The organism is Streptomyces sp. NPDC025638, from assembly GCF_055558775.1.
Map to the genome: position 1 here is coordinate 35,490 of NZ_JBVHLX010000020.1, position 24,858 is coordinate 60,347.

The 24,858-nt window shown below is 72.6% G+C and carries 19 protein-coding genes; 7 read left to right on the forward strand and 12 right to left on the reverse strand.

From position 1 onward, the window contains the following. The first annotated feature begins 98 nt into the window (after nt 1–98). From ACZ4EG_RS38280 to cmdF, 4 genes are all read left to right on the forward strand, one after another. Nucleotides 99–1,397, forward strand: a complete 1,299-nt coding sequence (locus ACZ4EG_RS38280; protein ID WP_467793890.1) for a cytochrome P450 — start codon at nt 99–101, stop codon at nt 1,395–1,397. Beyond that, the gene (locus ACZ4EG_RS38285; RefSeq protein WP_453560566.1) at nt 1,394–2,422 is read left to right on the forward strand and encodes an FkbO/Hyg5 family chorismatase; all 1,029 of its coding nucleotides are present in this window, start codon (nt 1,394–1,396) and stop codon (nt 2,420–2,422) included. The genes ACZ4EG_RS38280 and ACZ4EG_RS38285 overlap by 4 nt, the downstream gene beginning before the upstream one ends. Beyond that, nucleotides 2,419–3,906, forward strand: a complete 1,488-nt coding sequence (locus ACZ4EG_RS38290; RefSeq protein WP_467793891.1) for a class I adenylate-forming enzyme family protein — start codon at nt 2,419–2,421, stop codon at nt 3,904–3,906. The genes ACZ4EG_RS38285 and ACZ4EG_RS38290 overlap by 4 nt, the downstream gene beginning before the upstream one ends. Nucleotides 3,907–3,977: 71 nt before the next feature. Further along, nucleotides 3,978–5,588 (forward strand): tyrosine 2,3-aminomutase, encoded by a 1,611-nt coding sequence (cmdF, locus tag ACZ4EG_RS38295; protein ID WP_453560571.1) that lies wholly within the window; start codon nt 3,978–3,980, stop codon nt 5,586–5,588. Nucleotides 5,589–5,671: 83 nt separating this feature from the next. Here cmdF and ACZ4EG_RS38300 read toward each other — a convergent pair whose 3' ends face one another. After that, nucleotides 5,672–7,255, reverse strand: coding sequence for an MFS transporter (locus ACZ4EG_RS38300; protein WP_467793970.1), 1,584 nt, complete (start codon nt 7,253–7,255; stop codon nt 5,672–5,674). A gap of 281 nt (nt 7,256–7,536) precedes the next feature. On the opposite strand from ACZ4EG_RS38300, the gene ACZ4EG_RS38305 reads away from it, so the two are divergent. Next, nucleotides 7,537–7,977, forward strand: a complete 441-nt coding sequence (locus ACZ4EG_RS38305) for an enediyne antibiotic chromoprotein (protein ID WP_453560574.1) — start codon at nt 7,537–7,539, stop codon at nt 7,975–7,977. Nucleotides 7,978–8,130: 153 nt separating this feature from the next. Here the strand turns inward: ACZ4EG_RS38305 and ACZ4EG_RS38310 are convergent, their stop codons facing one another. Further along, nucleotides 8,131–9,519, reverse strand: coding sequence for an FAD-binding oxidoreductase (locus ACZ4EG_RS38310; RefSeq protein ID WP_467793892.1), 1,389 nt, complete (start codon nt 9,517–9,519; stop codon nt 8,131–8,133). A gap of 61 nt (nt 9,520–9,580) precedes the next feature. Next, nucleotides 9,581–11,119, reverse strand: coding sequence for a methyltransferase domain-containing protein (locus ACZ4EG_RS38315; protein ID WP_467793893.1), 1,539 nt, complete (start codon nt 11,117–11,119; stop codon nt 9,581–9,583). A 287-nt stretch (nt 11,120–11,406) separates the two neighbouring features. Between ACZ4EG_RS38315 and ACZ4EG_RS38320 the strand changes: the two genes are divergently transcribed. Together ACZ4EG_RS38320 and ACZ4EG_RS38325 are read left to right on the forward strand one after the other, a co-directional pair. After that, a complete protein-coding gene (locus ACZ4EG_RS38320) occupies nt 11,407–12,576 on the forward strand; it encodes an epoxide hydrolase family protein (protein WP_453560582.1) in 1,170 nt (389 codons plus the stop codon). Nucleotides 12,577–12,638: 62 nt separating this feature from the next. After that, entirely contained in the window at nt 12,639–14,048 is a 1,410-nt protein-coding gene (locus ACZ4EG_RS38325; RefSeq protein ID WP_467793894.1) for an extracellular solute-binding protein, read from the forward strand. A gap of 63 nt (nt 14,049–14,111) precedes the next feature. On the opposite strand, the gene ACZ4EG_RS38330 is transcribed toward ACZ4EG_RS38325, so the two are convergent. The 9 genes from ACZ4EG_RS38330 to ACZ4EG_RS38370 form a co-directional block, all read right to left on the reverse strand. Further along, entirely contained in the window at nt 14,112–14,351 is a 240-nt protein-coding gene (locus tag ACZ4EG_RS38330; RefSeq protein WP_390708497.1) for a DUF6052 family protein, read from the reverse strand. Then, nucleotides 14,323–15,630 carry a phenylacetate--CoA ligase family protein gene (locus tag ACZ4EG_RS38335; RefSeq protein WP_467793895.1) on the reverse strand — a complete coding sequence of 436 codons (1,308 nt, stop codon included), beginning with the start codon at nt 15,628–15,630 and terminating at the stop codon, nt 14,323–14,325. Before ACZ4EG_RS38335 ends, ACZ4EG_RS38330 begins: the two co-directional genes overlap by 29 nt. A 95-nt stretch (nt 15,631–15,725) precedes the next feature. Beyond that, a complete protein-coding gene (locus ACZ4EG_RS38340; protein ID WP_453562119.1) occupies nt 15,726–16,382 on the reverse strand; it encodes an anthranilate synthase component II in 657 nt (218 codons plus the stop codon). After that, nucleotides 16,379–17,857: an anthranilate synthase component I family protein gene (locus tag ACZ4EG_RS38345; protein WP_467793896.1), complete on the reverse strand. Its 1,479-nt coding sequence runs from the start codon at nt 17,855–17,857 to the stop codon at nt 16,379–16,381. The genes ACZ4EG_RS38340 and ACZ4EG_RS38345 overlap by 4 nt, the downstream gene beginning before the upstream one ends. A 16-nt stretch (nt 17,858–17,873) precedes the next feature. After that, a complete protein-coding gene (locus ACZ4EG_RS38350; protein WP_467793897.1) occupies nt 17,874–19,316 on the reverse strand; it encodes a phenylacetate--CoA ligase family protein in 1,443 nt (480 codons plus the stop codon). After that, entirely contained in the window at nt 19,313–19,984 is a 672-nt protein-coding gene (locus ACZ4EG_RS38355; protein ID WP_467793898.1) for a flavodoxin family protein, read from the reverse strand. The genes ACZ4EG_RS38350 and ACZ4EG_RS38355 overlap by 4 nt, the downstream gene beginning before the upstream one ends. A 204-nt stretch (nt 19,985–20,188) precedes the next feature. Beyond that, nucleotides 20,189–21,433, reverse strand: coding sequence for a cytochrome P450 (locus ACZ4EG_RS38360; RefSeq protein ID WP_467793899.1), 1,245 nt, complete (start codon nt 21,431–21,433; stop codon nt 20,189–20,191). Beyond that, nucleotides 21,430–22,434, reverse strand: coding sequence for a methyltransferase (locus tag ACZ4EG_RS38365; RefSeq protein ID WP_467793971.1), 1,005 nt, complete (start codon nt 22,432–22,434; stop codon nt 21,430–21,432). The genes ACZ4EG_RS38360 and ACZ4EG_RS38365 overlap by 4 nt, the downstream gene beginning before the upstream one ends. Before the next feature lie 136 nt (nt 22,435–22,570). After that, complete coding sequence (locus ACZ4EG_RS38370; RefSeq protein ID WP_467793900.1) at nt 22,571–24,676, reverse strand: MMPL family transporter; 2,106 nt, start codon at nt 24,674–24,676, stop codon at nt 22,571–22,573. Nucleotides 24,677–24,858 lie beyond the last annotated feature (182 nt).

Genomic DNA, 24,858 nt, shown 5'->3' on the forward strand with positions numbered 1-24,858 from the left:
GCCGCCGAGGGCCGCGCAGGCTTGCGCAACTCGCCGTGGACACGGTCCGGACGGGCCGCACATTCTGCCGACGCAAGCAGACGCAGAAAGGCTGTGCGATGAAAAGCGGTCGTTCGGCGATGCACCTGTCCTTCGAAGGCGAAGCCGGCCATGACGAGGCCCGCTCCCTCGTGCTGCGGTTCCTGAGCGGTGACGTCCACGTCGACCCGTATCCCGTGCTGAACCGCATCCGGGAGGCGGGACCGGTGTGGCTCGGTGACGACGTGGTCGTCCTGTCCTCCTACGCACACTGCGCCGCCGCCCTGCGCGCGGCCGACCGCACGCCGGCCCCCGTCGGCGTCTGCCCTGTCCCCATGGCCCGGCCGCACCGTGTGCTGGACCGCGTCTTGGGCGCGGACGCGACGGCAGACCTCCTCGCGCCCCTCGTGCGCTCCCTCGTCGACGACCGCCTGGACTCGGTGGCGGCCCGTGGCCGTCTCGAGGTGGTCAGCGACCTGGCCCACCCGGTGCCCATGGCCGTCCTGTCCCGGCTGCTGGGCCTTCCGGCCGGTGACGCCCAGTGGCTGCACCGGCGGCTCACCGCGCTCGGCGCGGCTCACGACCTGCCGCTCGCCGGCGCCCAGAACCCCGCGCGCCTGGCCGAGCGCCGCTTTGCCGAGGCCGAGCTGGAGACCTACCTCGCCGAGGCGGTCCGCGACCGGCGCGACCGGGCCGACGGTGACGACCTGCTGTCCCGGCTGGTCCGGGCCGACGGACACGGGGAACGGCTCACCGATGCCGAGGCCACGTCGGCCGGCCGGTTCCTGCTCGCCTCCGGGTACGAGACCACCGCCGCCCTCGTCTCGTGCGGCGTGCTGGCGCTGCTGCGCGCCCCGCACGAGATCGACGCACTGCGCCGCGACCCCCGGCGCGCGCACCGCCTGGTGGAAGAGACCCTCCGTGTCGACCCGCCGGTGCAGGTCCTGCAGCGCCTGGCCGGCACCGACCTCGACCTGTGCGGGACGCGCGTCCCGCGCGGCACCGTGATGGTGCTGCTGCTCGCGGCGGCCCATCGCGACCCGGCGCTCACCCCGGCCCCCGACGTCTTCGCCCCGGAAGGTGCCCCGCCGCACCTGGCGTTCGGCACGGACCCGCACCACTGCCCCGGGGCGCCGCTGGCCCGGTTGATCGCGCGGACCGTGCTCGTGCGCTTCGTCCAGCGCGTCGCCGGTGCGCGGTTCGCCCTCGGCAGCACGTCGTACCGGCCCTCCGTCGCCCTGCGCGGGCTGCGGGCGCTGTGGGTGGACGCGGACGGTTTCGCCGCCCGGGACCTGCCCTGGCAGCCTGCCGACGGCCAGGCACCGGACCTTCGACCACCCGCCCATGCCGCGCGCGACGCGGCGGGAAGGACATCGTGACAGTCACGCATCCGGACACGACCCGGACGGCCGCCCTGGACTGCCTCTTCGTCAGGCCCGGCGACGACCAACGGGCCCACACCGCCGGCCGGCATGTGCTCGGCAGGGTGACCTACGGCCATGGCGGCAGGCCCCCGCAGCTGCACGACGGCGCCCCTCTGGCCCGGTTGGCCATGGCCGCCGCGGGCGACGAACGGATCACCGAGGTGTGGACCACCGACCGGCCGGTGCGCCGCGGCCGGGACGGCGACCTGGTGTACGCCGAGGACGGCGAGCACTTCCTGTGCGCGGTACGCATCGAGGAGCGGGACGTCTACCGCGACACGGTGCGCGCGGTGTACGAGGCGGCGTTCACGCTCATGTGGCGGCTCGGCTACACGGAACTGCTGCGCATGTGGAACCTCGTGGGAGCCATCACCGGCCCCAACGGCGAGGGCATGGAGAACTACCGGGACTTCTGCGTGGGCCGCGCCCAGGCGTTCGAGTCCTGGTCGGGGCGGATCGCGGGCATGCCGGCGGCCACCGGCATCGGCTCCCTGCGCCCCGGCATCGACATGTACTTCCTGGCCTGCCGAGACGGCCGGACCCGGCACCTGGAGAATCCGCGCCAGACCCCGGCGCACCGGTATCCGGACCGGTACGGGCCGAAGTCGCCCAGCTTCGCCCGCGCCACTCTCCTGGAACCGGCCGACGGCACCCGGCCGGTGCTCTATGTGTCGGGTACGGCCAGCATCATCGGCGACGACACCGTCCATCCCGGCGACGTCGAGCGGCAGTGCGCGGTCACCCTCGCCAACATCGAGGCGCTGGTCGCGCCCGAGAACCTCGGCCGGCACGGGCTGGCGGGCGGATTCCGCCTGACCGACCTCGACTGCGTCAAGGTCTACGTCCGCGACGCCGGCCACCTGCCCGCGGTCCGCGCCCACTGCGCGAAGGCGCTGGGGGCCGGCCGGGACATCGCCTTCTTCAACGTCGACGTGTGCCGCCCCGACCTGCTGGTGGAGATCGAAGGGATATGCCGATGACCAACTTCGCGCAGCGGCTGGCGGACACCGCCCTGTCCCGGGGCTGGCTGGAACGGCCCGCGTACCACGTCGGTGACAGCGTGTACCGCTTCGAGGACGTGTACGCGGGCGCGGCCCGGGCCGCCGCCGCGTTCGTCTCCCGTGGACTGGGGCGTGGTGACCGGATCCTGATCGCCCTGCCGGACGGCATCGAGTTCGTGTGGGCGTTCCTCGGTGCGCTGCGCATCGGGGCCGTGGCCGTGCCGGTCAACTCCATGTTCCACCCGGAGGAGATGCGGCGTGCGGCACTCGTCGCCGAGCCCGCGGCCGTCGTGGCGGACGCCGAGTTCGCGGACCGGTTCACGGCGCCGGTGCTCACGCCGGACGCCCTGTACGGCGACGCCGTGGCGCCGCCGCCGTACGCCCCGGTCTCACGGGACACCCCGGCGTTCGCGGCGTTCACCTCCGGCACGACCGGCGGTCCCAAGCTGTGCTTCCACACCCATGGCGATCCGGAGGTCCTGGTGCGGGCGGCCGGCGGTGCCGTGCGGGTGAGCGCCGCCGACGTGAGCTATTCGGTGCCGCGCATGAACTTCGCCTACGGGCTCGGCAATTCGCTGTTCTTTCCGCTGCTGACCGGCGGCGCCACCGTCCTCACTCCCCGGCGGCTCGCACCGGGCGACGCGCTGGCCGTTCTGGAGAAGCACGGCGTGACCGTGTTCTACAGCCAGCCGACCTTCTTCGCGCACATGCTGGGCCACCCCGACGCCCGGCGGGTGCTGGGCGGTCTGCGGGTGGCGGTGGTGGCCGGGGAGGTGCTGCCCGAGTCCCTGGAACAGCAGCTGCGTGATGTGCTCGGGCCGCGGCTGCTGAATGTGTACGGCACGACCGAGATCGGGCACGCCGTACTGGCCAACGGGCCCGCAGCGGTACGGGAGTTCACCCTCGGCAGGGTCCTGGCTCCTTACCGGCTGCGGATAGTCGACGAGGCCGGCCGGCCGGTCCCGGCGGGTGTCGAGGGCCGGGTGGAGGTGTCGGGGCCGACCATCGGGCTGCCGGTCCCGCGCGGTGGGGACACCCCCGTCCGGCTCGGCACGGACGCCTGGTTCACCACCAATGACGCCGCCACGATGGACGCCGACGGGTTCGTCAGGGTCTACGGACGGCTCGACGACGTGGAGATCGTCGCCGGCATCAACGTCCACCCGGCGGAGATCGAGGACCGGCTGATGGCGCACCCGGCCGTCGAGGAGGCCGCGGTGTGCGCGGTGCGGCGCGGCACCGGCGTCTCGGTGCTGCGCGCCTACGCCGTCCTGCGCGACGCGGTGGACGGCACCGCCGCCCAGGCGCTGCGCGCGGAACTCCTCGACGCCTGCCGCGCCTCGCTGACCTGGTACAAGGTGCCCGAGGACATCACCTTCACGGCCCAACTCCCGCGCAATCCGACCGGGAAGCTGCTGCGCCGCACCATCCGCACGCTCGCCGTCGAGGACGCCCTGAGCTGATCCCGGACACGGCCGCGCTCCCCTGTTCGTCCCGCCCTTTCCATCACCCGCCTATGCCTGGAGTGAAAGCGTTGACCTCAGTCGAGACTTCCGCCGCCGTCGCCTTCGACGGCCAGACCCTCACCATCGACGCCGTCCGGCGCATCGCCGAAGAAGGGGCACGGGCAGCCGTCGCCCCCGAGGCGGTCGACAGGACCCTGCGCAGCCGGGCGATGCTCAATGAGCTGGCCGGGCAGAACGTCCCCATCTACGGCGTCACCACCGGGTACGGCGAGATGATCTACATGCAGGTCGACAAGTCGAAGGAGGTCGAGCTCCAGACCAACCTGGTGCGCAGTCACAGTGCCGGTGTGGGGCCGCTGTTCGCCGAGGACGAGGCCCGGGCCATCGTGGCGGCCCGCCTCAACACCCTGGCCAAGGGGCACTCCGCGGTGCGCCCGGAGATCCTGGAGCGCCTGGCCCTGTATCTGAACCGGGGTATCGTCCCGGCGATTCCGGAGATCGGCTCGCTGGGCGCCAGCGGTGACCTCGTGCCCCTGTCGCACCTGGCGAGCACGCTGATCGGCGAGGGGTACGTGCTGCGGGACGGCCGGCGGGTGGAGACGGCGACGGTTCTGCGCGAGGAGGGCATCGAGCCGCTGCGGCTGAAGTTCAAGGAGGGGCTCGCGCTGATCAACGGCACCTCGGCGATGACGGGTCTCGGCTCGCTGGTCGTGCAGCGCGCCCTGGCCCAGACCCGGCAGGCCGAGCTGGTCTCGGCCCTGCTCAACGACGTCCTGCGCGGCTCGGCCAGCCCGTTCCTCGCCGAGGGCCACGACGTGGCCCGTCCGCACCGCGGGCAGATCGACTCGGCCGCCAACATACGGGCCCTGCTGGCCGGCAGCCGGCTGATCGCGGAGCACGCGGAGCTGCGCCGGCAGGTGCAGGACGTCAAGGAGGACGGCCGGGACGTCCAGCGCACCGACACCTACCTCCAGAAGGCGTACACGCTGCGGGCCGTCCCGCAGATCCTCGGCGCCGTGCGCGACACCCTCTACCACGCGCAGGACAAGCTGGAGATCGAGCTCAACTCGGCCAACGACAACCCGCTGTTCTTCGAGGGCCAGGAGATCTTCCACGGCGCGAACTTCCACGGCCAGCCGATCGCCTTCGTCCTGGACTTCGTCACCATCGCGCTCACCCAGCTCGGTGTGCTCGCCGAGCGGCAGCTCAACCGACTGCTGAACCGTCATCTCAGCTATGGCCTGCCCGAGTTCCTGGTGGCCGCGAACCCCGGTCTGAACTGCGGGTTCGCCGGCGCCCAGTACCCTGCGACGGCGCTGGTCGCGGAGAACCGGACGATCGGGCCGGCCTCCACCCAGTCGGTGCCGTCCAACGGCGACAACCAGGACGTGGTGAGCATGGGCCTGATCGCGGGCCGCAACGCCCGCCGGGTGCTGGGCAACAACAACCGGATCCTCGCGGTGGAGTTCCTCGCCGCCGCCCAGGCGGTCGACGTCTCCCGCCGCTACGACGAGCTGAGCCCGGCCTCGCAGGCGACGTACGACGCGGTGCGGTCGCTGGTGCCCACGCTGGGCGTGGACCGGTACATGGCCGACGACATCGAACTCGTCGCGGCCGCGCTCTCGCGCGGCGAATTCCTCACGGCGCTCGGCAAGTACACCGGGATCGAGCTGCGCTGACGCGCCCGGAACGCAAAGCGCCGCCGGATGGCCTCGTCGGGCCGTCCGGCGGCGCTTGTCGTGCGGGCGGAGCGGGGGGGCCGTCAGGCGGCGAGGATCTTCTCCTCCGTCGACTCGGCCTCTGCCTCGGCCGGGGCGGCCTGCTCCTGGCCGATCGGCGGGATGTGGCGCATCAGCGCCACGAAGAACACGCCCGCTACGGCGATCAGTCCGGCGGCGACGGCCGCGACGGTGTGGATGCCGTCGGTGAAGGCGGCGCGGACCGGCTCCATGAGCGCGTCGGCCACCTGCCCGGGCAGGCTGTGCGAGGCGGCCGCGGCACCGGAGACGCTGTCGCGTGCGGCGTCGGCCGCACCGGCGGGAACACCTGCCGGGACGGTGGAGTGGATCTGGTCGCGGTAGACGGCGAGGCCCAGGGTGCCCAGCGTCGCGACGCCGAGGGCGGCACCGAACTCGTTGCTGATCTGGGAGAGCGCGCCGGCCGAACCGGCCTTCTCCGGCGGGACGGTGCCGACGACCATGTTGGTGCCGAGGGCGACCAGCGGGGCGCCGCAGAAGGAGAACACCGCGAAGCCGACGACGAGGGTGGTCGTACCCGAGTCGGCGCTCAGCTGGGAGAAGACCAGCAGGACGGTGACCACGCCGACCAGGCCCGCGCCGATGACGTAGGCGGGGCGCACCTTGCGGGCGATGATCGGGCAGACCATGAAGGAGACGGTCGCCGCCGCCATGCCCGGCAGCAGGCCGAGACCGGAGTCGATCGGGCTCATGCGCTGGGCGGCCTGGAAGTACTGGGTCATCAGGAGCATGACCGTGCCGCCGATGAGGCTGTAGGCGAGCAGGCCGAGCAGCGAGGCGTTGAAGCGGCCGTGGCGGAAGAGGGTCACGTCGAGCAGCGGGGAGGTCAGCGTGCGCTGGCGGCGGACGAAGAGCGTGCCGAGGACGACGCCGAGGACGATGGCGGCGACGGGCAGCGGGTGCCAGCCGTTGCGGGCCAGGTCCTTGATGCCGTAGATGACCGGGATGGTGGTGCCCAGGTTGAGGGCGACGCTCGGCAGGTCGATGCCGCCGGCCTCCGGGTTGGCGGACTCGGGCAGCACCTTCGGTCCGGTGATCAGCAGCAGGACCATCACCGGCACGCCCATGAGGAAGAGCGAGCCCCACCAGAAGTGCTCCAGCATGACGCCGCCCAGCATGGGGCCGATGATGGCGCCGAGGGTGAAGCAGCTGGCCCACAGGCCGATGGCGGTGGCCCGCTGCTTCTCGTCCTTGAACATGGTGGAGATCAGCGCCAGCGTGGACGGGCTGATCGCGGCGCCGGCGATGCCCAGCAGCACCCGGGCGGCGATCAGCATGCCGGGGCTGGTGGCGAACGCGGCGAGCAGGGAGGCGGCGCCGAAGGCCGCGCCGCCCATCAGGAGCAGCTTGCGGCGGCCGATGCGGTCGCCGAGGGTGCCCATGGGCACCAGGAAACCGGCCACCATGAAGCCGTAGATGTCCATGATCCACAGCTGCTGGTTGCTGTTCGCGCCGAGGTCCGCACTCAGATGCGGCAGGGCGAGGAGCAGTACGAAAACGTCGAGGGCCACGAGCAGGGTGGGCAGGGCGAGGATTCCCAGCCCGATCCACTCCTTCCGCCCGGCCTTGGGAGCACCGCCTGCAGTCATGTGCCTGTTCTTCCCGTCGTCGAGTGTGGTGGGGGCGTTGGCGTCGCTGCCCTGGGACACGCGAGGCCGCCCCTGAGCGTCTCGCTCCGGGCGGGTGGGCCGCATCTCGCAGAATGCCGTTCTGTGCCGGGAACCGAGTGGGTTGCATGAAGCAACCTGGAAGATGCCCGGGGTGATCACCGGCCCCTAACGTCATTGGCGGACACCGGGATGCGGCCCCGAGAAAAGCCCCGATCCCCCGTCCTTCTGCTTCCCCTCACACATGACATGGAGTCAAGAACATGACCGTCAAGAACAAGCTCGGCCTCGTCACCCGTCTCGGCGCCGCCGCCGCCATCGCCGCCGGTCTGGCCGTCGCCGTCCAGCCCGCCGCCATGGCCGCCTCACCGGTCGTCTCGGTCTCGCCGGCGACGGGTCTCGCGGACGGGCAGCAGGTCACCCTCACCGCGTCCGGACTGACCCCGAACACGGTCTTCCACGTCGGTCAGTGCGCGTTCGTGGAGCCGACCAAGTACGGCTGTGACGCGACCACTGCCAAGGACGTCGTCTCGGACGCCCAGGGCAAGGTGAACACCACGCTGGTGGTGCACAGCTCCTTCCAGGCCGTGGTGACGGCCGACGGCCAGGTCTGGGGCACGGTCGACGCCAAGACCACGCAGTCCCAGGTCGGCCTGGGCAGCAACGCGGGTGAGGGCGGCGGCCAGGTGATCAGCTTCAAGTAGTCCGCTCCCCGCTCCCGCATCCCCCTCCGAAGCCCCTGGCATGCCGGCCGCCCGCCGGCCTGTCGGGGGCTCGGGCGTGTTCGGCGTCCCGGGCCGGGACAGCACGACGGCGCGGGCCCACGGGGGCCCGCGCCGTCGGTCCTTGGCGGGGTGTCAGCCGGCCGCGCTCGCCCCGGGCGCGATGTCACCGGCGAAGCGCCGGTGCGGGTCGATCCGGGCCCGTACCCGGTCCACGGCGGCCACGGCCTCCGGGTCGAGATGGCACTGCGGCCGGTCCGCGCCTTCGACCAGGGACGGCACCGTGCGGCCCGTGTTCCAGGGCTCCAGCGCGGCCCGGACGGTGGCGCAGTGCGCCTCCAGGTCCGCCGGGGTGACGGGCCCGAACGGCGGGCCCGAACCCATGTACGCGTAGGCCGCGTCCACCTGGTTCAGTACGCCGCCGCGGGGGTCGGCGTCGGCGAACGCACCGCCGAGCTGACGCAGCGTCGCCACGACGAGCGGTGAGCCGGAGCCCTCGCCGAGCACGCTCAGGAACGCCTCCACCGTGTCGTCGCCGAGTTCCGCCAGAAGCAGGTGGTCGCCGATGAACGGGACCGGATCCGCCGGGTCCATGTGGGCGTCGAGGACACCGGCGGCGTCGGTGAGCGCCCAGGTGTCCATGAGCGGTTCGGCGATGCCCCGCAGCGGAGCGAGCAGGTCCTCGGCCTGGCGCCGGGCGTCGGCCACGTCGTCCGGGGATGCGGCGAACACCGCGCCGTCGACGCAGATCACCGGGCCGGCCGCCAGCTCGGGCGGGACACCGGGGACCGGCGGCAGGTTCATCACGCGCAGCGAGGTGGTCGCCCGGCGGGGCGCCTGCGCGGCCCAGTCGCGCCAGGCGGTGAGCAGCGAACGGGCGTGGGCCGAGGACCAGTAGGTGCCTCCGGTGACCACCTTCGCCACCGGGAACAGCTCGAACTCGACGGCGGTGACGACGCCGAAGCCGCCTCCCCCGCCGCGCAGGGCCCACAGCAGCTCGGGGTCGTTCTCGGCGTCCGCGCGGACCGACGCCCCGTCGGCGGTGACGAGTTCGACCGCACGCACGCTGTTGGCGGCCAGTCCGGTGTGGCGGCCGTAGAAGCTGACGCCTCCGCCGAGCAGATAGCCGACCACGCCGACGTGGGCCGCCGAGCCGTGCGGGGCGGTCAGGCCGTGGGGCGCGGCCGCCGCGACGACCTCGCCCCATGTCGTGCCGGCCGGTACCCGGGCGATCCGGCGTTCCGCGTCGACGACGACACCGCCCGCCAGCCGGGTGCGGACGAGCAGGCCGCCGTCGACGGCGGGCCGGGCGCCGGAGGCGTGACCGGTGGTGTGCACGCGGACGGGCAGGTCCCGGTCGGCGGCCGCACGCACGGCGGCGCGGACCTCGGCCACGCTGCGGGCGGTCACGGCGGTGTCGGGCCGCGCCGGTGCGGCAAGGTTGAAGACGGCCGTGGCCTCGTCGTACTCCGCCGTGCCGGGTGCCGCGAGGACCGTCCGCAGGACGTCGTGCTGCTGATTCATGACAGCGGTCTTCCTTCTGTGCGTCGATGCTGCGTCTGTGCTGCGTCGGGCTCGCCGTGCGTCAGTGCTCGCGTACGGCCGTGATGAACACGAAGGTTCCCGGGCCGCTCTCCTCGCGCACCGTGAGGCCGGCGTCGGCCAGCCAGCGCCTCAGCCGGTCGAGGTCGAACAGCTGGAGGCCGCCCTGGTGCTGGGGGAAGCGGTGGGCGGACTGGAAGTAGCCGTAGACCGGGTCGTCGGAGCGGCGGAAGGTCATCAGGGTGAAGGTGCCGCCCGGCCGCAGCACCCTGCTCACCTCGGCGATCGCCGCACCGGCGTCGGCGTAGAAGGCCTGGAGAGCGTTCCAGCACACGACCGCGCCCAAGGAGGCGTCGTCGAAGGGGAGTTCGGCGGCGGAGGCCAGCACGGACGGCACCTCGGGCAGCCGCCCGCGCAGCACGTTGAGCATGGGCAGCGCGCTGTCGAGGGCGATGAGCCGCTCGGCGCCGACGGTCTCGGCGATGACGGCGGTCCACCGGCCGGCGCCGGCGCCCAGGTCGAGGACGGGCCCGTCGACGGGACGCACATGGTCGGCGATGTAGCGGTCCTCGTCCTGCGGGGTGACGGCGCCGCCCCAGTTGGAGCCGGAGACCCGCAGGAAGGCGGGGCGGGCGACGGCCTCGTAGAACAGGCCCATGCTGGGCACCCGGGACAGCTTCTCCAAGAAGTCGGCGGAGGCGTCGCCCTGTTGCTCCGTGGCGGGCGCGGTCAGGTCGAGGATGCCGCCGGCCACGGGGTAGCGGGCCGCGCAGTCGGCGCAGCGGGCGACACCGTCGTGGGAGGCCAAAGAGCCCCGGCAGGCGGGGCAGCGCAGGGCGCCGAGGTGCCGGGCGAACAGGGCCGCGTCGGCGACGGGGGCGCTGACGTCGCGGCTCTCGGGCAGGGGGGCCTCGGGCAGGTTGCGCGGCTCGCCGTGGCACACCGCCCAGTAGGCGCGGGCGCCGGTGCAGCCGAGGACGGTACGGGTGTCGTTCTCCCAGTTCGCCGCCAGCTGCTGTGGCGTCAGTTCCTTGATCCAGCTCTGGTCGAAGGCGCGCTCGTCCGCGTTGAGGGTCCACGCCGAGGGGGACGGCCACACCCGGCCGAGGTCCGGCCGGGACACATCGAGCGTGCTCAGCGATCGGTCCAGGCGGGAGAGGTCCTCGGCCTCCAGGCCGAGCGCGGAGGCCACGGCGAGGACGCGCTCGCGATCGCCGGGGAAGTGGGAGAGCAGATAGAGCAGGGCGAGGGTGAGCGGTGTGCCGATGCCCTCGGTGCCCAGCAGGTCGAGGTAGAGGTCCAGGTGGGCGCGTACGGCGCGGGTGAGCTCGCCGTCCAGGTCCGGGTAGTCGGTCTCGGCGAGCAGGCCCAGCAGGACGGCCAGGTGACCCTTGCGGTCGGTACCGGCACGCTCCAGGGCGGCGACGAGCGAGGGCACCGCGGCGAGGGCGTCCGCGCGCGCCACGCCGTCGTCCCACAGGGCGTCCACCAGCGCGCGGAAGGCCGCGGGCACGTCGTCCGGCGCGGTGCGTACGAACGCCTCGGCGAGGCCGACGGCGGCGGGGGCGGGGGAAACGGTCATCTGGTGTGTCCTTCCTGGGTCGGTGCGGCAGGCGCCGGCGCCGCGCGCGATGCGCCACGCTGCCAGCGGCCGCAGCAGCGCTGCATCTTCCTGGCTGCGCTCCTGTGCCCCGGGCCGCTGCGGGCGGGCGGGTGCAGCAATCCGCAAGATGCGGGCGGCTCCCGGGGCGGCGGACGATACGGCTGGGCGCCCCGGGTGGTCCGGGAGCCGATCCCCGCCCTGTGCGAGCGCGCCCGTGTCCCCCTCGACCGACGACCGCCTGACGGTCAGCCACTGACGGAGCGCTCATGCATCCCTTCCGCATCGACATCCCGCAGGCCCAGCTCGACGACCTGCACCGCCGCCTGGACGCGACGCGCTGGCCGGACGAGCTGCCCGGCGTGGGCTGGGACCGCGGAGTGCCGCTGGGTTACCTCAAGGACCTCGCCGAGTACTGGCGCACCTCGTTCGACTGGCGGGCCGCCGAGGCCCAGCTGAACGCGCACCCGCAGTTCACCGAGGAGATCGACGGCGCCCGTGTGCACTTCCTGCACGTGCGCTCCCCCGAGCCGGACGCCACGCCGCTGCTGCTCACGCACGGCTGGCCGGGCTCCGTCGCCGAGTTCCTCGACGTGATCGGTCCGCTGACCGACCCGCGTGCGCACGGCGGCGACCCGGCGGACGCCTTCCACCTGGTGATCCCGTCGATTCCCGGATACGGGTTCTCCTCGCTGACCGAGACCGGGTGGGACACCGCGCGCATCGCCCGCGCCTGGGCCGAGCTGATGGCGCGTCTGGGCTACGACCGTTATGTCGCGCAGGGCGGCGACGCCGGAGCGGTGATCTCCCTGGAGCTCGGCCGCATCGATCCCGAGCACGTCGCCGGCGTGCACGTGAACATGCTGATGACCTTCCCCTCCGGCGACCCCGCCGAGCTGGCCGCTCTCGACGAACGCGACCAGGCGCGGCTGGGCAAGCTGGCCCGCTTCGACGCGGAGCTGTCCGGCTACATGAAGCTCCAGCAGACCCGCCCGCAGACGCTGGCGTACGCGCTCACCGACTCGCCGGTCGGCCAACTGGCCTGGATCGTCGAGAAGTTCCTGGACTGGACGGGTGCCACGGCCCTGCCCGAGGACGCCGTCGACCGCGACCGGCTGCTGACGAACGTGACGATCTACTGGCTGACGGCCACCGCGGGTTCGTCCGCGCAGTTCTACTACGAGGGTGCTGCCGGTGTGCGCGCCGCGGCGGCCGGGTCCGTACCGCCGCCGCTGACCGTGCCGGTGGGTGTCGCCGTCTTCCCGGACGACATCTTCGTGCCCGTCCGCAGCCTCGCCGACCGGGACATCCCCACCATCACGCACTGGACGGAGTTCGAGCAGGGCGGCCACTTCGCCGCGCTGGAGCAGCCCGCCGCCCTCACCGGTGACATCCGCGCCTTCGCCCGCAGCCTGCGCCCCGTGGCCGTGACGGCCTGACGGCGCGGCACGAACGCCCCGACCCGGTTCGACAAGACAGACCAAGAGAAACGAGGCATCGCATGACCGCCAGGACCGTGATCGACGTCTGGGTGGCCGACCTGACGTTCCCCGGCTACATGGACCGGCTCCACCGGCTCGGAGCGGAGTTCGAGAAGGCGCACCCCGAGTACCGGATCAACATCGAGGGCCGCGACTTCCGGCTGCTGTCGCAGCAGATCGCCGAGGCCGCCGAGGCCGGCCGTCCCCCGGCCGTCGCGGAGTACTACTTCGCGGTCACCCAGGCGGCCCGCGACTCGCGCGCCCACGACGGCAGGCCGCTGTTCACCTCGGTGCAGAAGGCGATCGCGGGCCGCAGCGAGATCCTCGGCGAACCGGTGGTCATCGACGACCTCGTCCCGGCCGTGCGCGAGTACTACTCGGTCGACGGGGACCTCACCTCGATGCCCGCCGTCGTCACCGCCATGCTGATCTACGGCAACCAGTCGGTCCTGGACAAGGCGGGCATCGGCTCGCTGCCCACGACGTGGGGCGCAATAGAGGCGGCGTGCGAGGCGGTGGCGGCCCTTCAGGGCGGTCCCTCGCACGGTGTCACCTGGTCCAACCACGGGCTGTTCTTCCAGCAGGCGCTCGCCGTGCAGGGCGGTGAGCTGGCCGACAACGCCAACGGCCGCGCGGGCCGGGCGAGCCGCCTGGACCTGTCGTCGAAGGAGATGCTCACCTGGGCCGAGTGGTGGCGGGAGCTGCACCGCCGGGGCCACTACCTCTACACCGGGAAGATCCCGGACTGGGAGGGCAACATCAAGGCGTTCGCCGACCAGGACGTGGCGCTGCGCATCACCTCGTCCAACGACCTCAACTACATGGCGATGGCCGCCGAGAACGCCGGCTTCGAGATGAGTGTCGGCCGCTTCCCGGGCCGCGACGGCGAGGCGTACGGCGGCAATATCATCGCGGGCACGTCGCTGTGGCTGGCCGACGGCCTGGACGAGGTCACCCAGGACGGCGCGCTGGCCTTCATGCAGTTCCTGAACAACCCGCGCAACGCCGCCGACCGGCACATCGCCTCCAGCTTCGTGCCGGTCACCCGCTCCTCCTACCAGCTCCTGGAGGACGAGGGCTGGTTCGAGGCCAACCCGTACCACCGTCTGGCCAGCGGACAGCTCGGCTCCTACGCCGAGGGCCAGGGCGAGGGCGTGCCGCCGTGCCGCGGCGCCCTGTTCGGCGACTTCGCCGGCGCCCAGGACGTCATGACCCGGGCCATGGACGACGTGCTCCAGCGGGGCGCGGAGCCCGCCGAGCGTTTCGCCGAGGCCACCACGGAGGCGCAGGAACTCCTCGACGCCTACGAGAAGGACCGCGTCGACAACGGCGTACGCAACCCCCAGAGCCTGCGCGTGGAGTACTTCCGCGACGCGGAGGCCTACACCGGAGCCCAGCTGGAGAACGCGGTGAAGGGCACGACGAAGTAGCCACCGGCACACACAGGAGGGGGCGGACCGGCCGGTCCGCCCCCTCCTGTGTGTGCCGGTGGCTCAGGCCGCGAGGCCCGCGGCACTCGGTGCTGTCCCGTGCCGCTCGGGCGGCGCGGGGCGGTAGTAGTCGTCCAGGTCCACGGCCTGGCCGTCGAGGGCGACGCGGAGTTCGGCGAGGGCGCCGCGCAGGGCGGCCTGGACGGCCGGCACCCGGCAGGTGCCGGCGAGGTCCGTCAGGGCGCGGTAGCTCTCCAGCAGACGGTCCCGCTGCTCAGGCGTGAGCGAGGTGTCGTTCGTCATGAAGTCGTGCCGCCTTCCACTTGGTTCGGGGCAGGCTGCCCTGCGGGGCGAGCTCCACCTGGGGCCGGATGCCGATCTCGCGCTTGAACTCCGCGGCGATGCGCGCGCACAGGTCCGCCGCCGCCTCGCCGGTGATCTCGCCCGCCTCGGCCCGGACATGGATGGTGTCGAGTCCGCGCACCGTGCGGATGGACGAGCGGAACTCGTTGACCTCGGTGAAGGAACGCAGCACGTCCTCGATCATCACCGGGGTGACCGAGACGCCCCGGATCTTGCGCATGTCGTCGACGCGCCGCAGGATGCCGCCGTCGAGGAAGTCCCAGGTCCGGCCGCAACCGCAGTCGCTGTAGGGCCGCTTGACCACGATGTCCTCGGTCCAGTGGCGGAAGAGCTGCATGCCCTCGCGGTACAGGCCGGTGGTGACGCGGACGCCTTCCTCGCCGTAGCCCACCGGCTGCCGGGTCTCGGGGTGCAACACCTCCTCGATGACGGTCGGCTCGTTGATGTGGCAGGCGCCGCGGCGCGAGGGGCACTCGAACATGAACACCGCGCCGAACTCGGTCGTCCCGGCGGCGTTGAAGACACGGGCGCCGAAGGCCTGCTCGATGGTGCGGGTCGTGAAGTCGGAGCGCGGCTCCGCGCCCGCCAGCATCACCTGCACGTTGGCGTCCCGGGCGAGGTCGACGCCCATCTCGTCCGCGGTCTCGATCAGCCGCATGGCGTAGCTGGGGGTGAGGCCGAGGACCTCGATCCGGTAGTCGACCAGCAGCCGGACCACCGTCTTCGAGTCCAGGCTGCCGGCCGGTACGACGGTGCAGCCCATGCGCTCCAGGGCGTAGTGCATGCCCCAGAAGCCGGCGAACAGGCCGTATCCGAAGGACACCAGGGCCTTGTGATGGGCGCGCACACCATTGCTGTACAGGGCCGTGCAGAACGTGTCGGTGATCCACTTCCAGTCGCGTTCGGTGTCGAACGTGCGCACCGGGGGGTTGCCGCTGGTGCCGCTGGTCTGGTGGTGGCGCACCCCGTGCACCGGGTCGAGCGAGGGCCAGGTGCCGTACGGCGGCGCGGCCTGCTGGGAGGCGAGGAGGTCCGCCTTGTACAGCAGGGGCATGCGCTCGGTGTACGCGGCCATCGAGGTGATGCCGTCGGGGATCCGCTCGGCCCAGAAGGGGGAGTTGCGCCGGGCGTGGTCCAGGGCGCGCTGAAGGCGGCGCCACTGCCACTGTTCGAGTTCCTCGCGGGGCATGGTCTCCGCTGTGCCGTTCCAGTACTCCACGTCGCCTCCGGGGTGCGTGACTCCGACTCGGCGAGCCCATCATGTGGGCGGACGGCGGCGCATCTCGATCCGTGCCCTCTTCGAGGCCGTGGGCCTCACGCCGCCAGGACGTGGCCCCGCTCGGCGGCGAACTCCCGTACGCCACGCAGGAAGTTGGAGATCATGCGCATGCCGTGTTCGGTGCGGAAGCTCTCCGGGTGGAACTGGACGGACTCGATGGGCAGCGTGCGATGGCGCAGTCCCATCACATAACCGTCCTCGGCGGAGCGGGCGGTGACCTCCAGGGTCGCCGGCACGGTCGTCTCGGGCACGATCAGCGAGTGGTAGCGGGTGGCCGAGAAGCGGTCCGGCACCCCGGCGAACAGCCCGCGTCCGTCGTGCTCGACGTGGCTCGCCTTGCCGTGCATCAGCCGCCGCGCCGGTACCACCCGGGCCCCGTAGGCGCGGCCGATGGCCTGGTGGCCGAGGCAGACACCGAACAGCGGCAGCCGGCCGGCGAAGGACTGCACGATCTCGACGTGCCCGGAGTCGTCCGGGTGCCCGGGGCCCGGGCCGAGCAGGATCGCGTCGGGGCGGCGCCGTTCGACCTCCGTCAGCCGCAGGGCGTTGGAGCGCACCATCAGCGGCTCGGCCCCGGCGGACATCAGGTACTGGCGCAGGATGTCGACGAAGCTGTCGAAGGCGTCGACCACCAGGATGCGCGGTCGTGGGCCGTGATGCCCGGCCGTGGCGGCGGGCGAGGGTGTCGTCACAGCAGCTCCTTTCCGGTGACCGCCCAGTGGGCGGCACTCATCTTGGCCAGCGTCTCGCGCCACTCGTTCGCCGGTTCGGAGTCGGCGACGATCCCCGCCGAGGCGCGTGTGCGGTAGACGCCGCCTTGGTGGAAGAGGGTGCGGATGCACAGCGCGAGGTTGGTGTATCCGCCGATGTCGATCACGCCGAGCGCACCGGCGTACAGGCCGCGGCGGCTGCGTTCGAGGGACTCGATGATCTCCATGGCCCGGATCTTGGGCGTGCCGGTCATGGTGCCGGCGGGGAACAGGGCGGCGATCGCGTCGTAGACGTCCTTGTCCGCCTCCGCCTGTCCGGACACGGTCGAGACCAGGTGCAGGACGTGGGAGTACCGTTCGACGGCGAACTCGTCGGGGACCTCCAGGGAGTCGGCCTCGGCGATCCGTCCGATGTCGTTGCGGCACAGGTCCACCAGCATGGTGTGCTCGGCGATCTCCTTGGGGTCCGAGCGCAGCCGCCGGGCGCCCGCCTCGTCGTCGCCGGTGCGCGGCAGCGTCCCGGCGATCGGCCGCATGGTGACGGCGCCCTGCTCGATCCGTACGAACAGCTCCGGGCTCGCGCCGATGACGCACTGGCCGCCGACGCTCGCCAGATACATGTACGGGGAGGCGTTGCGCCGGCGCAGCCGCTGGTAGACGTCAACGGGGTCGGCGCCGGAGCGGATGGTCAGTTCGTGGCCGATCTGCACCTGGTAGATGTCGCCGACCGCGATGTGTTCCAGGCAGCGTTCCACGTCGCGGCCAAACGCCTCGGGGTCGGTGTCGTCGCTGACGAGCGCCTCGGGGACGTCGTCCGCGGCGGGTTCGGGCCAGGCGCTCTCGGCGTCCTCCAGCAGCGCGGTGATCTCCCGCGGGTCGAACGCCGGCCAGGCGTCGGACTCGTGCAGCAGCAGCTCGGTCCGGTCCTCGCCGACGTCCCGCACCACCAGGCCCTGGTGCAGGACGAGTTCCACGTCCGGCAGGTCGGGCCCCTGCTCGATGAGGTGGGGCAGGTCCTCGACGTAGCGCACGGTGTCGTAGCCGAAGTAGCCGAGGAAGCCGAACCGGAAGCGGGTCGCCGAGCCGGGGGCGTCGAACAGCGCCTGGGCGGTGCGCAGCAGCGGCCACAGGCCGGCCAGGGTCCGCAGCCGCAGGGTGCCGTCGGCGCCCTCGGCCACCAGCGGCCGGATGCGCTCCAGCAGCGGCTCGCGCAGCGGGGGGATGCCCTCGACGCGGACGGCTCCGCCTCTGACCGCCACGGACAGCAGTGCGCCGAAGCCGACGAACTGGAAGCGGCACTCGCGGATCGGTCCCGCCGCCGATTCGAGCAGATAGACGCTGTCGGCGCCGAAGCGCGCGGCCAGCGCGCGGTAGGCGGGCAGCATCGGCAGCTGGGGGAGCCGGCGCGTCCGGGTGGTCACCCGGACCGCGGCCGGTGCCGGGCATGGCTCGGTCATCGCGGGTTCCTTCGGTTCACGTGGTGATCGCGTAGCGGTGCGCGACCTGCCGGGCGGTGACGGCCGCGCTGTCGGGGGCGGAGCGCAGATCGAGCACCCGGGCCGCCTTCCAGCTCACGAAGGAGCCGGTGTGGGTCACCGGGTCGAGGTCGGACTCGATGACGACCCTGGCCCGGGCGCCGGTCAGCGCGCGCAGCCGCCCGGCCACGGCATCGGCGACGGCGTCCGGGTCCGCGGCCCGGGGCAGCAGGTCCATATGGACGGTGATCTCGTCCTCGCCGTCGCTCGTCCGGTCGATGACGACCTGGTAGCCCAGGCAGCCGCGCACCCCGTCGAGGACTGCCGTCTCCAGCTGTCCGGGGTGGAGCCGGGCCCGGCCGAGCGCGATGCGGTCGGCGGCCCGGCCGACGACCTCGACGACGGGGCCGGGCAGCGGTGCGCCGGCCGGTGCGGGGGCGATGCGGACCAGGTCCCCGGTGCGGTAGCGGATCAGCGGCTTGATGCCGTCGACGAGCATGGTCAGCACCAGCTCGCCCTCTGCGGTGTCGTCGAGCACGGCCCCGCTGTCCGGGTCGATCAGCTCGGTCAGGTAGTTGGGCGCCGACAGGTGCAGCCGGCCGTCGTCGGCGCCCGTGGCGATGCACAGTGCCTCCTGGGAGCCGTACAGCGCGGGGCGTACAACGGCCTGGGGCCACACGGTCGACACGTTGGCGGCGAACTGCGGTGTGCAGATCTCGCCGAGCACCAGGAACAGCTTCACCGGCAGTTCGGCGAGGTCGTAGCCGTAGTGCAGCGCGGCCTTGGCGAGGCTCAGGCACAGGGCGGGCGCGCAGACCACGACCTCGACGCCCAGTTCCTCGATCAGGCGCAGCGCCTTCTTGAAGCCGACCCGGGGCGACTCGGGCCAGATCTTGACGTGGCAGGCGCCGAGCGAGGCGGTGACGGCGCTGAACACATCGCCGAACGCGTACAGCTCCGAGGGGCCCATGAGGCCGACGACCGGCATGCGGTCGCCGAAGCGGGAGCGGAACAACCGCCGCCAGGCCTCCTCGACGGCCGCGTTGGAGGTGGCGATGTCCCTGGGGCCGCGCGGGCACGGTGTGGCGGCGCCGGTGGTGCCGTTGGTCTCGTAGTAGATGCTCGCCTCGCCGACCCGTCCGGACAGCACGTCGTACATCTCGCGGCGCAGGTCGTCCTTGGTGGTGAAGGGCAGCGCCGACAGGTCCTCGGGGGTGACGGCGTCGATGTCCACGCCCGCCAGGTGGCAGCGGTAGAACGGGGAGCGTTCGGTGACATGGTGCAGCACCGTGGTCAGCTGGTCCTGGCGCCATTCGGCCAGTTGGGCGTCGGTGAGGGTGGAGTCGTAGAAGGCCCGGCTGACGTTGCGGTAGGCGGCGAGGAAGTCGTCGAGGTTCTGGCCGCGCGCGGGGGCCCGCAGGGTCTGCAGCGCGGTGGTCACGCCGGCACCTTCGTCTCGTTCAGGGCGAGGCCGACACGCTCATTGACGTCGCCGGAGACCAGCAGGTCGTCACGGCCGGTCAGCCGGCGGTGCTCGTCGAGCAGCTGGATCATGTCGACCATGCGGTCGACCATGCGCTGCACGTTCTTCAGCCCCTCGTCGTCCTTGAGCGCGTCGCCCCGGTGCAGCGCGTGCACCGTGGCCGGGAACCCGCTGCCCACCACGATCATGCGGTTGAGCAGTGCGTTGACGGTGAGCTGGGCCCACACCTCGCCGGCGCTGTAGCGGCGGGCGACGGAGATGATGCCGGCGACCTTGTTGCTCAGCGGCCGGTCGAAGCGCAGATAGCCGACGCCGGCCCGCTCGATGAAGGTCTGCATCAGGTTCGCGGTGCCGAATCCGTGCACCGGCGCGGCGAAGATGATGCCGTCCGCGTCGATCATCTTCTGCACGACGCCGGACACGCCGTCGGCCAGTGCGCAGGGGACGGGACGGTCGTTGCAGTCGCCGCAGGGGCCGCACCGTTCCATCCGGATGTTGCGCAGGTCGACGGTCTCGAACTCGACACCACGCTGCTCGGCGATCGCGGCCGCGTGCCGGAGGACGTCGGCGGTGTTGCCGTCCCGCTCCGATCCGTTGATGGCGAGGATCTTCAGACGTGTTGTCACGAGGTGTCTCCTTCGGAGGATCCGGACGGCGCCGGTGCCCGGCGAGCACATTCCCTGCCGTTGTCGGCCCGTTGACTCCCTTAAATCGTCATGTCTCCGCCGCGATCCGGGCATCTTCGTAAATGCTGGATGGACCAACGGCCCCGAACCTGGTAGTGGTTCGGGGCCGTTGGCGGTGGAGGAGGCGCGTCGCGCGGGTGGTGCTCAGGCGGTCACGGCGACGGGGAAGGTGTCCAGGCCGCGTACGACCCAGCGGTCGCGGTAGACGGGCGGCTCTGTCGCCCTCAGGCGGGGGAAGCGGGCGAACAGCCGGGGCAGCGCGATCTGCGCCTCCAGGCGGGCGAGCGGGGCGCCCAGGCAGAAGTGCCCGCCGGCGCCGAAGCTCAGGGGCCGGTTGTCGCGCCGGTCCGGGTCGAAGCGGGCCGGGTCCGCGAAGCGCCGCGCGTCGCGGTTGGCGGCGGCCAGGATCAGTGTCAGCCGGGTCCCGGCGGGCACGGCGGTGCCGGGCAGCTCGGTGTCGGCGGCCGCCCAGCGGCTGGTGACGTGCACGGGGGGCTCGAAGCGCAGGATCTCCTCGACGTATCCCGTGACGAAGTCCGGGTCCGCGCACAGCCGTTCGGCGAAGGCGGGCCGTGCCAGGGCGAGCAGGGCGCCATGGCCGATGAGGAAGCTCGTCGTCTCGAACCCGGCCGTGAGCAGCACCATCAAGGTGCCCATCAGCTCGTCGTGGCCGAGCCGGTGCGGGTCCTCGTCGTGGGTGTTCACCAGGTGGGTGACGAGGTCGTCGCGGGGCTCGCGGCGGCGCCGGCCGGCGAGGTCGGCGAAGTAGGCGGTCATCTCGTCCATCGCGCGGTCGGCGCGCTCCAGGGCCGCGGCGTCGCGGAAGCCGTCCGTGGAGACGGCGATGGTCGAGGCCATGTCGCGGAACCACACCTGGTCCTGCTCGGGGAAGCCGAGCATGGCGCTGATGACGGCGACGGGCAGCCGGGAGGCGAACTCGGCGATGAGATCGACGGCCGACCCCGCGGCGCCGAGACCGGCCATGCGGTCCAGCAGTCGCTCGGTCATCTCCTCGATCACCGAGCGCAGCCGGCGGATTTTCGGCGGGGTGAAGGCGAAGCCGGCCACCGCGCGCAGCCGGGTGTGGTCGGGCGGATTGCTGTACAGCATCGAGCTGGTGAAGGCGCGCAGCGAGGAGTGGTCCCGCCAGCCCGGTGCCGACGCGTCGTACCGCGCGGCGTCCTGGACGTGCAGGCGGGTGTCCCGCAGCGCGCGGTCGCACTCCTCGTACCCGACGACGACCAGCTTGCCGGGCCCGAGCCAGGCGGCCTCGCCATGGGCTCGGACCGCCTCGTACCAGGGGTAGGGGTCCTGGCGGCCGCTGACCGTCGTCAGCGCCGCCCAGGCCTCCTCGGCCGTTGTCGTCCCGGCGGCCGTCCGGGGCCTCATCGGGCCGCGGCCAGTTGGATGATGACCGACGGGCCCGCGGGGTGGACCGCCACGACGTCGAGTCCGGCGGCGGCGCCCAGCGCGGAGAACTCGGCGACACCCCGTTCCTTGGCGCCGTACACGCACAGCATCCGCAGGTCCATGCCGGTGTGCGGCGTTTCCCCGGCGGAGCCGACCGTCTCGATGACGAAGACCGAGCCGTTCTCGCCGGCCGCCTCGGCGCAGCGCCGCAGGATGGCGGTGGCGGGTTCGTCGTGCCAGTCGTGCAGGACCAGTGAGAGCACATAGCCGCCCGCGCCCGGGGGCAGCGGGTCGAAGAAGCTTCCGGCGACGGTGTCGGCGCGGTCCCCCAGCCCGGCGGCGGCGAACCGCTCCTTGGCGGTGTGGGTGGCGTCGGGCAGGTCGACGACCGTGCCCCGCAGGGCCGGGTTGGCGTGCAGCAGTTCGGCCAGCAGCGAGCCGTCGCCGCCGCCGACGTCGACGACATGGCCCAGGGACGCCCAGTCGAACCCGGTGACGACGCCTGGGGCGCGCTCGGCGACGTCGGCCCCGAGCAGCTTGTTGAAGGAGGCGACGCGGTCGGGGTCGGCGGTCAGGTCCTCCCAGTACTCGCGTCCGTAGCGGACCGGGAAGGCGGCCTCGCCGGTGCGGACGCTGTGCAGCAGCTCGACGAACGACAGCTCGCCGCGGCCCGCGCCGTCGATGTCGAACCAGGCCCGGATGCCGGCCGGGTGGTCCTCGCGCAGTGGTTCGCCCAGGGGCGTCAGGGCGTAGCGCCCGGTCTCGTCGCGCTCCAGGACGCCCCGGACCGCGAGGTAGCGCAGCAGGCGGTCGAGCGCCTCGGTGTGCGCGCCCGCGGCCTCGGCGAGCTCGGCCGCGGTGCGGCGCCCCGCGGCGATGTGGTCGGCGATCCGCAGCGTCGCCGCCACGCGCACGGCCATCGGCGTGCCCAGGCTCGCCATCGCCCACAGCTTGGCGGCCGATCCGTCCCCGTCACCCAACACGGCATGTCCTCCCTTGGTCGGCGGCCCCCTCCCGGAGCCGTGGCCTTCATCGTGGCGCACGGGCAGTCGGGGGCCATCTCCCTTGTTGCGCTGCTGACTTGGGGGTCGCAGACGGACGGAGCGGCGCTTGTCGTCAGACGCTTTCGAGCGTCTGACGGCGCTCTGGCTCGGACGTCGCCGCCGCGGGTGCCGCACGGTCCGCGGACAGCCGGCCCGGTGCCCAGAAGCGCGGGCCGAGGTCCAGGGCGAGCGCCGGCACCAGGACCGTACGGACGAGGAAGGTGTCGATCAGGACGCCGATGCAGACGACGAAGCCCATCTGGGCCATCGCCACCAGCGGCAGCCCGGCGAACACGGCGAACGTCGCGGCGAGCACGAGGCCGGCCGAGCTGATGACGCCGCCGGTGCTGCTCAGTCCGATCAGGACGCCCTTGGTGTGACCGTGCAGGGCGGTCTCCTGCTTCACCCGGTGCATCAGGAAGATGTTGTAGTCGATGCCGAGCGCGACGAGGAAGACGAAGCCCAGCAGCGGCACCGTCCAGTCGACGCCGGGGTAGCCCATGACGTGGTCGAACAGGAGGTTCGAGGCGCCGAGGGCGGCGAAGTAGGACACGACGACCGTCGCGAGCAGGACGAGCGGCGCGACCAACGCGCGCAGCAGCCACACCAGCACGAGCAGGACGACGAGCAGGACCAGCGGCACCACGACGTCCAGGTCGCGTGCGGCGGCGTTCTCCTTGTCCAGGGCCTGGGCGGCGGTGCCGCCGACGAGTCCGTCGACCCGGTCCCGCAGGGCCTCGACGGTGTGCTTGGCCGCGTCGCTGTCGGGTGTGCCGGGCAGCACGGCGGCCAGCTGGGTGAGGGTGCCGTCCGGGGTGCGGCCGACGGTGCTGACCTCGACGACGCCCTTCGTGCCGCGGGCGGCGCGGGCGGCCTCGGCCGCGTCCGGCGTCCTGACGACGATCGTCGCCGGGTCGGCGGAGCCGGACGGGAAGTGCTGGGAGAGCTTCTCCTGGGCGACGACCGACTCCGGCTTGTTCTGGAACCAGTCGGTCTGGCTGAGCCCCATGTTCAGGCCCAGGGCGCCCAGCGCGAGGGCGCCGGTGACGGCGAGCGAGGTGATCCACGAGGCGCGGGGCCGGGCCGCGACGGCCTGGCCGACGCGCTCCCACAGCGGGCGGGCGGCGCGCACGGGCGCGCCCTCGCGCGGCACGAGCGGCCAGAACACCCAGCGGCCGGCGATGACGAGCAGGGCCGGCAGGATCGTGACCATCGCGAGGAAGCCGCACAGGACGCCGATGACGCCGACCAGGCCCATGGAGCGGGAGGAGTTGATCTCGGCGAAGGCGAGGCAGGCCAGGCCGATCGCGACGGTGCCCGCGGAGGCGAGCACGGCGGGTCCGCTGCGGCGCAGGGCGGCCTGCATGGCCGTGTGCCGGTCCGCGTGGCGGTGCAGTTCCTCGCGGTAGCGGGCGATGAGCAGCAGCGCGTAGTCCGTTCCGATGCCGAAGACGAGGACCATCAGCACGCCCGAGCTCTGCGGGTCGACCTGGAGGCCCGCTCCCTTGGCGAGGAGGTAGGTGCCGGCCTGGGTCAGCACGGAGGCGAAGGCGACGGCGAGCGCGGGGAAGAGCCACAGGACGGGACTGCGGTAGGTGAGCAGCAGCAGGACGACGACGATGAGGCCGGTGGCCATCATCAGCGTGCCGTCGAGGCTGTCGAAGACGGTGAAGGCGTCGGCGAGCGAGCCGGCCGGGCCGCCGACGCGGGCGTCGAGCCCGGGCGGGGCATGGGCGTCCGCGATACGGCGCAGCTCGGCGATCTTGTCGGCGACGACCGACTGCTCCTTGCCGGGCAGCGGCACGACCACCATGAGGGCCTTGCCGTCCTTGGACTCGACGACCGGCGGCACCTGCCGTCCCTCGGCGGCGACCTTCGCGAAGGCGGCGTGGTCGGCCCGGACCTTGGCGCGGGCCTCGTCGCTCAGCATGCCCGTGCCGCTGTAGACCACGACGGCCGAGGTGAGGTCGTCGGTGCGGAACTTCTCCAGCTCCGTGTTCACCTTGGCCGACTCGGCGCCGCGCGGCAGGAAGGCGTTGGCGCTGGTGTCCTGGACCTCGCCGAGCTTCCCGGCGAGCGCGCCGAGCGCCATCACCGCGATCAGCCAGGTCACGAGGACGAGCCATTTTCCGCGACGGCTGCCGGGCACGCCGGCGGCTCGTTCGAACCATGCTCGCATGGAGTTCTCTCCTTCAAGGGGGACGTTCCGCGGCCGGGCGCGCTGCGGCCGCGCGGCGGGGACGTTTCATCGTCCCGGGCGTTCAATCGGGGCCGCATCTTCCGTATTGCTGAATGCGCGCATGCGGCAGCGCCCGTGGAGCCACGCTCCACGGGCGCTGCGCGGTGCCGCCCGGCGGATCG

Bases quoted from the DNA above. Each gene is read 5' to 3' on its own strand.
- ACZ4EG_RS38345 (WP_467793896.1), bottom strand. From the start codon at position 17,857: ATGACCGAGCCATGCCCGGCACCGGCCGCGGTCCGGGTGACCACCCGG.
- ACZ4EG_RS38305 (WP_453560574.1), top strand. From the start codon at position 7,537: ATGACCGTCAAGAACAAGCTCGGCCTCGTCACCCGTCTCGGCGCCGCC.
- ACZ4EG_RS38325 (WP_467793894.1), top strand. From the start codon at position 12,639: ATGACCGCCAGGACCGTGATCGACGTCTGGGTGGCCGACCTGACGTTC.
- ACZ4EG_RS38370 (WP_467793900.1), bottom strand. From the start codon at position 24,676: ATGCGAGCATGGTTCGAACGAGCCGCCGGCGTGCCCGGCAGCCGTCGC.
- ACZ4EG_RS38310 (WP_467793892.1), bottom strand. From the start codon at position 9,519: ATGAATCAGCAGCACGACGTCCTGCGGACGGTCCTCGCGGCACCCGGC.
- ACZ4EG_RS38315 (WP_467793893.1), bottom strand. From the start codon at position 11,119: ATGACCGTTTCCCCCGCCCCCGCCGCCGTCGGCCTCGCCGAGGCGTTC.
- ACZ4EG_RS38290 (WP_467793891.1), top strand. From the start codon at position 2,419: ATGACCAACTTCGCGCAGCGGCTGGCGGACACCGCCCTGTCCCGGGGC.
- ACZ4EG_RS38360 (WP_467793899.1), bottom strand. From the start codon at position 21,433: ATGAGGCCCCGGACGGCCGCCGGGACGACAACGGCCGAGGAGGCCTGG.
- ACZ4EG_RS38320 (WP_453560582.1), top strand. From the start codon at position 11,407: ATGCATCCCTTCCGCATCGACATCCCGCAGGCCCAGCTCGACGACCTG.
- ACZ4EG_RS38280 (WP_467793890.1), top strand. From the start codon at position 99: ATGAAAAGCGGTCGTTCGGCGATGCACCTGTCCTTCGAAGGCGAAGCC.
- ACZ4EG_RS38330 (WP_390708497.1), bottom strand. From the start codon at position 14,351: ATGACGAACGACACCTCGCTCACGCCTGAGCAGCGGGACCGTCTGCTG.
- ACZ4EG_RS38300 (WP_467793970.1), bottom strand. From the start codon at position 7,255: ATGACTGCAGGCGGTGCTCCCAAGGCCGGGCGGAAGGAGTGGATCGGG.